The following is a 12969-nucleotide window of genomic DNA, read 5'->3' as shown; positions in this document are numbered from 1 at the left end:
AGTACGCGCCGGCATCACCGACCCGCCCCACGTACCCGGTGGACGCGGTCACCCCCGCGCCCTGCGCGCAACTCGGTCCTGTCGATCACCCGACCCACGCACCCCCGGTGGGCCGGGCCGCCGTCATGCCCACAACCCCTACCTGGAGGTTTCATGTCCCACGCCAACGGCACCGCGCTGACCCGTCACGGCAGCCGCGTGCAGCGCCTCACGCCACCGCCCGCCGAGCGACCGAAGAAGACGAACCCGCGTCCCGTGGTCGTGCCGCAGGCGGTCATCCGCCAGATGATCGTCTGCGTCTCCGACGACCTCACCGCGGTCCTGCACGCCAGCACCCGCAACCTGGACCGTCACCTCGGCGTGGGCGGCACCAGCTGCCGCAGGTTCTGGGCCACCCCGACTCTGCGGCCCTGGCAGCGCCGCCACCTCATCGACTGGCAGAAGGCCACGACGGGCCCGCAGTGCTGCGCTGGCGGCCCGGTGCGTCTGCTCGACCTCACCGGCATGGGACACGCCGCGCACATGGGCGCGGTCCTACGCCACCAACAGTGGTCCCACGTCGTCGCCGGCACCCGGCCGGCCACCCCGTGGGCGGTGTTCCTCCAACGGCACCTGACCGACCCGTCGGACTACCCGATGCACCTCGCGACCGCCGAGTTCCACCGGCAGCCGCGGGTGCAGGCCATGCGCATGCACAACGCCACCGCGTACGGCCCGGGCCTGGAGGTGGCGGACCTGGAGATCTTCCAGGCCGGCGCCAGCGCCTACGCCAACTACCACGCCCTGTGGGCGTCATGCACCGACGCCCTGCTCACCGAGGACGGCCACCGGCTGCACCCGGCCAGCGCGTTCTTCGCCGACCGGATCACCTACCTGCAGCAGGCCCACCACCACCTGCAGTCCCTGCACGGCACGCAGCAGCTGTTCGCCATCGACCTGCGAACGCCGTAACCGCACTCGACGCGGTGGCTCACCCAACCCCCGCCTACCGGAGCGCCGGCGAGCCACCCGCTCGAGCCAAGCCTGTGCCACGACCGCATCCGGAGAGGCCGACACACCTGCGCCTCGCAAACGAAAGGCACGGGTGCCGCCTCGTCCGGAATCCGCCCCATTCCCCGCACCCCGCTGGAAGGAGCATCATGTCCCGCTTCCTGTACTTCGACCTGCCCGCCGTCGCCGCCCACGCCCAGCATGCCGTTCTCGCCGACCGCAACCAGCCCACCCGGGGCACGGGCGCGAGTGGTCGCCGTGACGCCGAGCCGGCGCTGCAACTGTTCCGCCACGGCGGATTCGTCTGGCTCGCCGGTAACGGCCTCGACCGCGCGCATCATCCGGCACCCGCCTTGGCCAGGGCGCTGCACCACCTGACCGTTCCCGCGGTCCGACTGCCGGAGATCACTGATCCGCAGGACTTGCCGCTGCTCGACAGCGACGGACCGCAGCTGATGGACCTCATCACGCGAGGCGTCACCGACGGCGCGAACCTGATCATGGTCGACCCGAACACGCTCACCGTCGGCGTCGGCCGCCTGCGCGCACGCCGGGCCCCGCGCTGAACCACCCGCCGCCCGGACGGCACCCCTGACCTCGAAACCCCACAGACCCCAGGGGCGCCGTCCGGTGCTCTCGTCCGACGCCACGAAGCGCGTGTCCCGCCTCGACCACAGCCCGCTCCCGCCCACAGCCGCGCTGGGGCTCGCACCGTGACCCGCAGATGCCGGGCCCGCCACTTGACCGGGAGACCTTCCCCACCCCCACCACGCCCGACCGCCCTGGCGCGGTCGCATCCGCCTGCCCGGCCACAGAGTCGTTCACGGCCGAGCGCCCCGGGCCAGGGGTGCCCCACTGCACCACGGCCTGAGACAGGCCGCTCTGTTCCTCTTCCCACCATTTCCCCCTTCCACTCGAGGAGGTCTATCCACCATGTCCCCACGACTGTGGTTCCGCGTCGAGGACGTGCTGCCCTTGGCGGAGCACGCCCTCGCCTGCCCGACCCGCCGCCTCACGCGCGCTCAGCTCATGGCCGGTGAACACAACACCCCCGCACTGGCGCTGCGCCGTCGAGGCAGCAGCGGCGACCTGCGATCCAACGGCGTTCCCGTCTGGTTCACCTCCTACGGCGTCGAGCAGGTCGCCGACGGCGCGTCGTGGCGACGCGTCGACGAACCCACCGCACCGGACGAGCACTTCTTCCTGCCCCTGCGACACCCCGACCCGCAGGGGCGCCGACTGATCGACGTGCTGCGCGCCGCAGCCGACCTCGGACACTCCTGGATGGCGATCGACACCGACGTGCCACCGAACGCCACGATCGGTCTCGCGCAGGTGGAGTTCGCCGACCACCGTGGCGAGATCACCCCGCCGGGAACGCGCTGGCGACCGGGCATGGTCACCTCACCGCAGGTCGACCATCTCGACTATCCCGCGCTGGTCGCCGACGGCTACGACACCGGCGACGACAACCACCTCATCTGCCGCTTCGACCCGCGCACCGCACGACGCATCGTCGATCACCTGTCCGGGCCGTGGCGTGCCGCCACGATGCCGGGGGAGTACCCGCTGCCGCGCTTCGACGGCACCACCCTGGTGCTGCTGGAAGAGACCGACCTCGGCGACACCGTCGACCTGACCGTCGACGACCGCTGCCACCCCGACCGCGACGGCTACTACAGCATCGGCGCCTACCGGTGGCTCTGGCTCCCCGCGCCCGCCACCCCAGGCCGGGCCACCCGGATGCCCGTGCGCGACCGGCTTCGCCTGGAGACCACCGCGCTGTCCGGCCGCCTCCGCGAGCGCACCACCACCCGCCGCCGACCTTAGCGGTGACGCGACACCGCAGGCCCACACCTGGCCTGACGGCCTGCACCGGACCGCCCCCCGGGTGCCATCCCGACATCCGGGCATCGCACTTGATCGACGCCCCGAACGAAGCGTGGATCAGTGCCACCTCGACCGCAGAAGGGACCCACCTCATGACCGATACGACGGAGCCGGTACCGGCTCACGCGATGTTCAAGGTCCTCGCCGCCCTCGCCGACCTCGGTGAGGCCACCGCCGCCGCCGTGGCCGACACCGCCGGCCTCGGCTACTCCACCGCCACCGCGAAGCTGCGGGCGTGGGAGTCGACCGGAAAGGCCGAGCGCGTCCACACCGACAGCAAGGTAGCGGTATGGCGCCTCACCGCCGACGGCGTCGCCACCGTCGGCGCGCACCAGAACCCGCCACCCCAGCCCGCCACCTCCGCCCCGACCTCTGAACAGCCGACGAATCCCCCGCAGGAGGAGAACGCCGACGGGCCACCCACCGTCGCCTCGCAGACGCCGACAGCCGGTGGCGCGGCGGACGCCTCCACGTCGGCGGCCGAGGAAGACTCCTCCGACACCGCCGACGTCCACGGGCACGCTATGGCCGCCGCCGACGACCAGACGGACCCGCCGCCCGCCGCCCAGCCCGAACGTGACGCGCCCACCGCCGACGAACCCGAGCGGGAAGGACCCACTGCGGACGAGCCCGAGCGGGATGCACCTGCCGCCGATGAGCCGGTCACGGATGCGAAGAGTCGACGCAGCAAGGGGTCTCTGGCCGGGGCGGTGCTCGACGTCCTCGAAGCCCACCCCGACCGGGCATACAAGGTCAGCGAGTTGTGCAAGCTCATCGACGCCGCGAACGCCGGCACCGACGCCAAGAAGGCATCGGCAGGTGCGGTCGTCAACGCCGCCGACAAGTTGGTCAACCAGGGCAAGGCCGTGCGGACCGTCGAGCGGCCCGCCACCTTTCAACTCGCCCCCGCCGAGCAGTAGCCGGCACCCAATCCGTGAGCAGCCCGGGGGCGGGCGTCAAGTTTGACCGCTGTCCGCCCACCCCCGGTGCTCCTTCATGCAAAGGAGCCACATCAGTGTCGCAAACCGTGCAACAGATGCTCGCCGGCGTCGGCGGGATCCTCGCCGGCCTCGCCCTCGCCGCAACCGCGCTGTGGCGCCAACGGCAGGCGTTGCGGGCAGCCCGCTACGACGCCACCCACGACGAGGTCACCGGACTACCCAACCGCAGGATGTTCCTCGACCGGCTCCGCGCCGCCCTCGACGACGACACCGCGGTCGGCGTGGTGCTGCTGGACCTCAACCGGTTCAAGACCGTCAACGACACCCTCGGACACGAAGTCGGCAACGACCTCCTGCACCAGATCGGCCGCCGCCTCGCCGGCCTCACCGCACCGGTGCGTGCCGTGGCGCGGCTCTCCGGCGACGAGTTCGCCCTACTCGTGCACGGCGACCGCGACGACACCGAAGCCGCCGCCCACGCCGCGTGGCAGGTGATCGCCGCCGCGCCGATCCGTGTCGTCAACGCCACCCTGCCCGTGACCGCCTCAGTCGGCCACACCCACAACCGCTACCCCGACACCAGCATCCGGCGACTGCTGACCGAGGCCGACAGCGCCATGTACGAGGCCAAGGCCGGCGGTACCCGGGTGCGCGAGTACCTGCCCCACCGCACGCCGACGGTCCGCAGCCGCGACCGCCAGCGCCACTGACCCCACCCTCGCCCGAAGTCCCCCCCGCCGGACGACCCCGCAGCCACCCCGGCTGCGGGGTCCCTCCGCTGTGTCCACCCCGACAGGAGACCGCAGTGCTGTCCTTCAACGCCGTCCACACGCTCACCGAAAGCCTCCTGGCGGTCGACGCCCGCGTCGATCGCCTCGGCTGGGGACGCCCATCTCGCCTGCTCCTCGTCCACGATCGCCCCGCCCCGGCGGAACCCCGGTGCGGCAGACGCCAGATGCGGACCGTCCACCTCCCGCTCAACCCGGCCCGCCTCGGCCGATACCGCGCCGGCCTCGCCGACTTCCTCACCGACCTCACCGACGCGCTGCCCGCCGGCCGCCCACCCGCCCGGCCCACCCTGGCCGCCTGCGTCGACCTGCACCTGATCACCACCCTGCTCACCGACCCCACCCCCGGCGTGCGCCTGCTGGCCTGGGCACTCGACTACGAGGACGTGCTCATCGAACCCCACAGGCTCCACGAGATCCGCCGTATCGACGCCGTCGACAGCGATCACCGCCGCTACCAAGTCACCCGATGGCGCACTGAACCCCACCCGACCGTCGACATCGACGAACACGACACCAGCCAGGCGATCCACGCCGCGCTGGCCACCCTCGTCGACACCACCCGCCTTGACCCGCGCGCGCCGACAACCGGTTGACCGCCAGTCGCGACGAACAACCACAGCCCTCGGCAGCCCCCCGAGGCCCCGCCTCGAAGCCTGATCGGGCCGCGCTGCCTCACCGCCCCCGCCCCGACGACTTGACCTTCATCAACAGATGAGCGTCGATCAACGTGGTCATCGGTCGAGCCGGCCATCAGGCACAACACCCCACCCCGGTCCGGACGGTGACCCCTGCCCGAAACCCGAACGAAAGGCCATCCCGCCATGCCGGACCGCAACCGACCCTCACGACAGGCCCTCCTCCCACGCGATGTCACCGACCCGCTGCTGTGGCGACTGGCCCTCGACGTCCTCACCGCCCACCCGACCGGACCCGACGACCGCTGCGTCAACCTGCAATGCGCCGACCACGCCGGACCCTGCGTCCCGGCCCGACGCGCCCACCGGGCGATGCGGGCCGCCCGCACCACGCCCGCACCCCCACCGCATCGCGTCACCCGCGTCCCCGAGCGGTTCATCGGCTGGTTCACCGCCACCGCCACGCACCTGCGATCGCGGATCCCGCAGCGACTCCCAGACCGGATCCCCGGCGCGGCCAACACCGCCGCCCACGCCGCCTAGACCCCCATCCGACCGCTTCACCGGCCCCCGTTCAGGAGGACCCATGACCTTCCGCACCGAGAACACGCTCGCCGGCTACGCGCGAGCCGCCGTCACGATCAAGACCCGCATGCACGAGTACTGCGCGAGCATCGCCGGACGCGAGTATCACCGCGCGTTCGTCGAGACCCACTGGACGGGCATCCCGCCCGTCGACGGCACCGACGACACCGATCCGCACCACAGACTCGTCGACGTCCTCGACCGCACCGCCAGCAACGCGTGGGCTCACGGCGAGGCCTACGTCCTCGCCCCCGCCATGACCGCGATCGTCGCCGCCGCCGCTGCTGCACTCGACCTCACCGGTGACCTGCTCACCGCCGACGCCGCCCCCACCGACCGCGGCGTTCTCTTCCTGCCCGAACCGATCTATCACCGCGCCCTGTCCGGCCAGGTCAGCGGAATCGCCGCGATCACCTGGAACACCATCTCCTCACCCACCGGCAGGTCATGGCTGATCTGCGGCTGGGCCGACCGCGACGACCCCGACGACCCCCACGCCGCCCGCATCCAGGACTACGCGCGGCAGGACCCGACCCTGCTGTCCCGACTCGGCCCCTACGTCCTCACCGACGTGAACCTGCTCCCCATCGCCACGCCCGTGCCCACCACTATTCAACCGGACATCGACGAACCCGACCGCGACTGGGAGACCGCACCCGACGGCCGCTACCTGATCACCGACGCCACCGCCCGCACCCGCGTGTTCGCGGCGATCGCCTACGCGTTCTGGCGCATCCAAGCCCAACCCATCGCCGTCGCCACCCCGGCACCCCTGGACCGCCCCACCCGCCGCCGCGCCGCACGCGCCTCGATCACCCACGACACCCGCGTGGTGATGCTGCGCCGCACCTCCGCCCTCACCGAACCCGCCACCGGACCCGCCAGATGGCACTACCGGGTCCGGTTCGTCGTCCGAGGCCACTGGCGTCGCCTGCTCGACAGACACGGACAGGCCTACCGGATCTGGATCCACGCCCACCTCAAAGGCCCGGAAGACGCCCCACTGCTACACGGCGAGAAGGTCGCCGTCCTCGCCCGCTGACACCCGTCCACCGACACCGATGACCGCGCGGCCTACCCATCGGCCGCGCGGTCATCCACGCCCACACCCCACCCGCGCCCAGCGCCTCACCGCCCGCCGTCACCACCCCGCCCCGACCACGCGCAGACCCTCGGAGGAAGGCCATGCCCCAACAGGATCCCGACCCGCACCGTGCGGAACACCTCGACACGACCGCCTCGAACGACCACCCCGCCGACACGCCACCCACCAGGCAGACGCCCTCGGGCCATCCGCTGCGGCACAGCCCGCTGCACCTGCCCCACGACCGACTCGCCGTCACCAGCCTCGACGAGCGGGACGGTGACCACTACGTCGCGTTCACCGCCACGCTCTGCCTCGACGGCACCCCGGTAGGGGAGATCCGCAACGAGGGCGACGGCGCGGCGACCCGGCTGCGATGCCACGACCCGGCCCGGTTCACCGAACGCGACATGCACGAGTTCGTCCGCGACTGCCGATACCGGCGCCAACCGACCGACGAGGAGACGGTCCTGGACCGCCTGGTCGCGGAATACGACCTCGACACCCGCCTCGCGACCCTCACACCGAACTCCACCATGGCCAGGACAGTCGACATCGACGGCGACTACTGCGGTGACATCGTCACCGTCGAGACCGACGACCTCGACCGACTCGACCAGCCCACCGGGCGGGCCGGCCTCGCGATCTACCTGGCGACGGCCACCACCAGCCCGTGCTGCAGAGGCTGGCAGATATGGCGTCACGACACGTGGCACCGCGTCGCGCCCCTCATCAGATGACCCAGGTCGACACCTGCACACGCCTGACAGGCCACCACCCTGCGACACCCTCCCGCGCGGACCACCAGACCTGGGCGCACCAGCCCGGCACCACCGCGGCAGGACACGGTCCGCGTCGCGTCGACGGCCACGTAGGGGCCCTTCTCCGTCACGGCACCGGTCACCGCAGTCCCCACGGGCCGCCGCCCACCCGACCACAGAGGCCCGATGCGGCTCCGCGGAGCACACCACCTGACGGCAGGCCCTCGCCCGGGACGACCTCCGCAACCCCATCCACCAACAAGTCCCTGAGAGGAAACAGCACGTGAGCACACCCACCCTGATCGGCGTCGCCGCGTTCCGCGGCGCCTACACCGCCCGCTACCTGCAGTTCGGCGAGGAACCCGAGAAGTTGATACCGCTGCTGCGCCGGATCTGGACCGACACGTTCGGCCGCGACACCGACGCCATGGCCACCGCGCTGCTGGCCCACCACTGGTGGACCCTCACCGCCACACCCAAGCCCCGCCGGTGGTACCGGCAGCCGCCCGTGCCGGGACTGGGCTACCCGGCCGACACCGACGCCGACCCCCGCAAGGGCTCCCTGCGCGAACCCGTCGCCGGGGCCCTCGAATGGCTGTACCTGCTGCACCTCGACCAGCGGCGACTCGTGGTGTACGAGGCGACGATCCACAGCCGGTGGCTGCGGCACAGCGCCCACCATCTCGACCCGGCCGAGGACCTGTTCGTCACCGCACCCGCCCTCGACGACGGCGGCGCGGAGATGACGGTGTGCACCGCCTGCGGCGCGGTCGACGAGATCGACCACATCACGGTGCCGTCCATGGCCGGCTACGGCCACGACACCGTCACCTGCTGCACCCGCTGCGGCTCCTCGGTCGCCACCGACCCGATGTTCGGCGACCACGTCACCCGCAAGCCCTGGCCGCCGCACCACCCCACACCGGACAACACCCGATGACCTTCCACACCTCAAGCGCCGTCTCGCCTCAGCGGCGGCAGCCTGTCCATCGCTGCGATCGGAGAGCACCGTGATTTACCAGCCCGGCCAGCGCGTCGCCCTGGTCCACACCAGCGACCCGCACACCCTGCTGCGGCCCGGCGACACCGGCACCGTCCGCCGCCACGACCAGCGGCACCACATCGTCGAGGTCACCTGGGACAGCGGCTCCACGCTGTCGATGTGCCTCGACGACGGCGACCGCCTCACACCGACCACGAACCCACCACCTCCCGGCGACCCCGTCGGTGACGCCACCGCATGGGCCGCCACGCTCCAGCGGATGCGCGCCGCCGGCACCGAGGCCGGACAGACCGCCGCCGAACGATGGGCTCAGCACACCATCGGCGCCCGCGCCGGCGGCGACAGGCGCCCTGCCGCGCGCCGAATCCTGGCCGGCATCGCCGACGGCGACCCGGCAGTCCTCGACGCCCTACCCCACTTCACGATCGACGATTCGGTCGACACCAGCGGATGGGAGCTGTTCGCCGACGCCACCGGCGACGTCTCCGGCTGGTTCGGGCTGCGCATCCCACAGCGCGACGAGGCGATGACCGTCTATCGCGACGCCTTCGACACCGCCGCCGCCGACCGGGCCGCCGACCTGTGTCGCCTCGCGGCCAGCCCCACCGGCCGCGACGTGTCCCACCTCCACCCCGACCAGATCCGCCTCGGTGACGTCGGCGTGTTCTCCGGCGACTGGGCGCACACCGAAGGCCCTGACGGCGGCGACCGCGTCGCCGTCGGGTTCGTCGGCACCCTCATCGACCACTGGAACGGGTGGGCGGTGTTCTCCTGCACCCGCACGGCGGCCGAGGCGATCGTCGACGACCAACAACGCCACCGCGACCAGCACCGCCGGCACCTGCGCGACGAGGGCGTACCGGCCGACGAACTGGACGGGCGAGTCGACACCACGCTGGCCGACCTGTCCTTCGACGGCGACGTCATCGTCGCCGACCAACGCGCCATGTTCGACGACCCGGACGCCATCGACCGCATCACCCCCGACGCCGACGGCCGCTACGTGGTGATGGGTTACAGCTGGTGCTGGGAGGCCGTCGACCCGTACGACTGCGACCGGATCGTCGGCGACCTCCCGGACCACCCGAACCCTCGCTCGGATGGCTGACGCAGGACAGCGCGACCCACAGGGCTGCCAACGCGGCGCGCCGACGGGCAGCGACAGGAGCACATCGCCGGAAACGGCAGCCCCGCACGGCCGTCACGGTGACCACGATTCCCCGTTCCACACCCGACGCCCATCCGACTTGATCAATCTATTCAAGGTGTTGCATCGTCGGCGCTGACACCGCCCGCGCGACGCCGCCCCCGACCAGCACGCACCAGCGGCGAACCTGCGCGTCGCCGTAACCCTTGAACACCACCAGCACCACCGGGGTTTGGTCGCCCATCTGCCCGGCCCGAACAAGGCCGCCAGGGGTTGGCCCCACCCGTCTCCGCTGTGCGGCACCCACCGCCCGCGCACCCGGAGACGGGTGCGCGGGCCCGACCTGCGAATCGAGGCAACCACATGACCACACCACACCCGCCGACACCGCCCGCCGCTTCACCCGACGTCCCGGCGAGCACCGGCGCCACGCCGACCCCCGATGCCGCCTCCGGCCGGTCCGGCTACCTCTACCGCGCGGTCGCCCTGCACCTCGCCGGTCACCCCGACGACATCCTCAAGGTCGGCGAGATCACCCGGGCGATCGGCGCACCGTCCTCCGGCGCGGTGTTCGAGGCACTGAAGAAGATGGCCGCCGCCGGACACGCCACGCACCTGACCGGTCCGCACCGCTTCCAGATCACCCAGGCCGGTATCGACGCCGCCGGGACGATGCCACCACCGGCCCCACGCGCAGCCCGGCACGGACCACGCGGGACGGGCCGACGGCAGCCGGTCACCCGCCCCAACGGCGAGCTGTACTTCCCCCGCAAGCTGGCCGGCGCCACCGACGTGGACGTGCTACGTCGGCTGCGGGACAAACGCATCCCGGTGCTGCTCTACGGCCCGCCCGGCACCGGCAAGACCGCCCTGATCGAGGCCGCCTACACCGACCTGCTCACCGTCGCCGGCACCGGCGACACCGTCGTGGAGGACTTCCTCGGCAACTTCATCCCGCTGCCCGACGGCGGGTTCGAATTCGTCCACGGACCGCTGGTCACCGCGATGCGGCAGGGCAGGGCGCTGCTGGTCGACGACGCCACCCTCATCCCACCCAAGGTCCTCGCCGTGCTCTACCCGGCGATGGACGGCCGACGGGTCATCACCATTCCCGGCTACCGCAACGAACGCGAGGCCGTCGACGGGTTCTACGTCATCGCCGGACACAACCCCGGCGTGCACGGCGCGATCCTCACCGAAGCCCTCGCCTCCCGCTTCGACGTCCACATCGAGGTCACCACCGACTGGGACCTCGCCCGTCACCTCGGCGTGTCCCGACCCGCCGTCGAAACCGCCGTCGCCCTCAACGGCGACCTCGCCGCCGGCCGGATCAGCTGGGCACCGCAGCTACGCGAACTGCTCGGCTTCACCCGCGTCAGCAAGACCCTCGGTCCCGCCGCCGCGGTGGCGAACCTCGCCGGCCGCGCCCCCGCCGAGGACCGCGACCACGTCCTCGCCGCCCTGCGTCAGCGATTCAACGGCGACATCACCCCACTGACCCTCGGCAAACAGCGCTAACCCCATCAGAGAGGCCACCGTCATGCCGCATCCCTCAACCCACCGCACCACGGGCCCCGCAACGGCCGGCGACCCGGACTGGCGGCCGTGGAGCGACGCCTGGACCCGGCACCTGCCGACCCTGACCGGCCGCCACGACCTGACCGTCACCGTCGCCCCCGGCGCCGGCGGCGCAGCCCCCGCCCGCTTCCTGCCCGGCGCGCGCCGCATCGAGGTCGACGCCACCCACATCGGCGCACCCGAGATCACCAACCCGTACAAAGCGGGTCACAAACGGGTCGTGCCCACCGCCTACGGGCTACTCGTCCACGAGGCCGCCCATGCCACCCACAGCCTGTGGGACACCCCCACGAACACCCCGCCGGTCGTCGCCGACGTCGCCGCCGTACTCGAAGAGTCCCGCGCCGAGAACCGCCACCGCAGCAGACGTCGCGGTGACCGAAAGTGGCTTCGCCACGCCGCCACGACCCTGCTGCAACCGGACGACACCCCGGTGGACGACGCATGGCACGCCGCTCACCTCGCCGGCCTCCTCCTGGCCCGGGTCGACGCCCGCATCGTCACCGCCAAGGACGTCAAAGGCGTCCGCGCCGCCATCACCACCGTCCTGGGCCGCACCACCCTGCGGCAGCTGCGGGACGTATGGCGGCAAGCGCACACCGTCGACGACACCGACGCCGCCACGATGATCGACCTGGCGTGGCGGTGGTGCCACATCCTCGGCATCGACCCCCACCAGCGTCCACAACCCCCACGACCCGACCCCGGCCAGTTCGCCGGGCACCTCGCCCACGCCATGGCCGACTACCTCGCCCACGCCCTCGGCCTCACCCCCGCCCAGTACGCCGACCAGCAGATCCAGTCCCGACACGGCGCCCCCACCACCTGGACCCGCCGCGAACCCACCGACACCGAGCGGGCCGCCGCCCACCACCTCGCCGCCCGGCTCCGCCGAGCCCGCACCCACGTCCCCGAACCCGACACCCGCCCCAGCCCGACACCGCCCGGACGGCTACGCACCCGCCATGCCATCACCGCGAAGGCACAGATCGCCGCCAGCAGCATGCCCACCGCCACACCGTGGCAACGGCGCACCCAGACACCGCCACCCAAGCCACACCTGCACCTGGGCGTACTCGTCGACACCTCCGGCTCCATGTACGCCTACGCCGCACCCATGTCCTCCGCCGGATGGATCCTCGCCCACGCCGCCCGCACCAACCAGGCCACCACCACCACGATCAGCTTCAGCACCGGCGCCACCCTGCTCGTCCCGCCCCGCCGCCACCCCACCGAAGTCCTGGAGATGGGGATCGGCGGCGGGAGCACCGCGTTCCTCGACGCAGTCAAACTCGCCGACCAACTCCTGCACCTGCGGCAACCCGGCCGAGTGCGGATGCTCGCCGTCGTCTCCGACGGCGACCTACCCAACCTCGACTCCGCGCAACGGCTCATCACCACCCTGCACCAGTCCGGATGCGCGGTGCTGTGGCTGCGACCCGCCGCCCTGACCGGGCACACCTTCACCCACACCACCACGCTGCTGGTCGACGACCCGGTCCACGCGGTCGACGCCATCGCCGACGCCGCCGTCACCGCACTCGAACAGGCGTGATCCCAGCAC

The 12969-nt window shown here is 72.1% G+C and carries 14 protein-coding genes; 13 read left to right on the top strand and 1 reads right to left on the bottom strand.

The window, feature by feature from the left end:
- Positions 1–153 precede the first annotated feature (153 nt).
- From ID554_RS12780 to ID554_RS12730, 11 genes are all read left to right on the top strand, one after another.
- Entirely contained in the window at positions 154–951 is a 798-nt protein-coding gene (locus tag ID554_RS12780; protein ID WP_117230653.1) for a hypothetical protein, read from the top strand.
- Positions 952–1139: 188 nt separating this feature from the next.
- Positions 1140–1556, top strand: a complete 417-nt coding sequence (locus ID554_RS12775) for a hypothetical protein (protein ID WP_117230652.1) — start codon at positions 1140–1142, stop codon at positions 1554–1556.
- Positions 1557–1923: 367 nt separating this feature from the next.
- On the top strand, positions 1924–2820 hold the full coding sequence (locus ID554_RS12770) for a ubiquitin family protein (RefSeq protein WP_117230651.1): 897 nt from the start codon (positions 1924–1926) through the stop codon (positions 2818–2820).
- Between the two features lie 152 nt (positions 2821–2972).
- Positions 2973–3800, top strand: a complete 828-nt coding sequence (locus ID554_RS12765; RefSeq protein ID WP_117230655.1) for a MarR family transcriptional regulator — start codon at positions 2973–2975, stop codon at positions 3798–3800.
- A 95-nt stretch (positions 3801–3895) separates the two neighbouring features.
- Entirely contained in the window at positions 3896–4531 is a 636-nt protein-coding gene (locus ID554_RS12760; protein WP_117230650.1) for a GGDEF domain-containing protein, read from the top strand.
- A 95-nt stretch (positions 4532–4626) separates the two neighbouring features.
- The gene (locus tag ID554_RS12755; RefSeq protein ID WP_117230649.1) at positions 4627–5205 is read left to right on the top strand and encodes a hypothetical protein; all 579 of its coding nucleotides are present in this window, start codon (positions 4627–4629) and stop codon (positions 5203–5205) included.
- 228 nt (positions 5206–5433) lie between these two features.
- Positions 5434–5790: a hypothetical protein gene (locus ID554_RS12750; RefSeq protein ID WP_117230648.1), complete on the top strand. Its 357-nt coding sequence runs from the start codon at positions 5434–5436 to the stop codon at positions 5788–5790.
- Between the two features lie 43 nt (positions 5791–5833).
- Entirely contained in the window at positions 5834–6874 is a 1041-nt protein-coding gene (locus tag ID554_RS12745; protein WP_117230647.1) for a hypothetical protein, read from the top strand.
- Between the two features lie 143 nt (positions 6875–7017).
- The gene (locus ID554_RS12740; RefSeq protein WP_117230646.1) at positions 7018–7656 is read left to right on the top strand and encodes a hypothetical protein; all 639 of its coding nucleotides are present in this window, start codon (positions 7018–7020) and stop codon (positions 7654–7656) included.
- 304 nt (positions 7657–7960) lie between these two features.
- Positions 7961–8617 carry a hypothetical protein gene (locus ID554_RS12735; protein ID WP_117230645.1) on the top strand — a complete coding sequence of 219 codons (657 nt, stop codon included), beginning with the start codon at positions 7961–7963 and terminating at the stop codon, positions 8615–8617.
- A 70-nt stretch (positions 8618–8687) separates the two neighbouring features.
- Entirely contained in the window at positions 8688–9788 is a 1101-nt protein-coding gene (locus ID554_RS12730; RefSeq protein WP_117230644.1) for a DUF4314 domain-containing protein, read from the top strand.
- A gap of 148 nt (positions 9789–9936) precedes the next feature.
- On the opposite strand, the gene ID554_RS32405 is transcribed toward ID554_RS12730, so the two are convergent.
- Entirely contained in the window at positions 9937–10071 is a 135-nt protein-coding gene (locus ID554_RS32405) for a hypothetical protein (protein ID WP_263407335.1), read from the bottom strand.
- Between the two features lie 119 nt (positions 10072–10190).
- On the opposite strand from ID554_RS32405, the gene ID554_RS12725 reads away from it, so the two are divergent.
- Both ID554_RS12725 and ID554_RS12720 read left to right on the top strand, forming a co-directional pair.
- Positions 10191–11345, top strand: coding sequence for an AAA family ATPase (locus ID554_RS12725; RefSeq protein WP_117230643.1), 1155 nt, complete (start codon positions 10191–10193; stop codon positions 11343–11345).
- Positions 11346–11367: 22 nt separating this feature from the next.
- Positions 11368–12960: a VWA domain-containing protein gene (locus ID554_RS12720; RefSeq protein ID WP_117230642.1), complete on the top strand. Its 1593-nt coding sequence runs from the start codon at positions 11368–11370 to the stop codon at positions 12958–12960.
- Positions 12961–12969 lie beyond the last annotated feature (9 nt).

Origin of the sequence: Micromonospora craniellae (assembly GCF_014764405.1) — a bacterium.
Taxonomy (GTDB): Bacteria; Actinomycetota; Actinomycetes; order Mycobacteriales; family Micromonosporaceae; genus Micromonospora; species Micromonospora craniellae.
The sequence above is the reverse complement of the archived record's forward strand: the minus strand, read 5'-3'. Positions and strand labels throughout refer to the sequence as shown.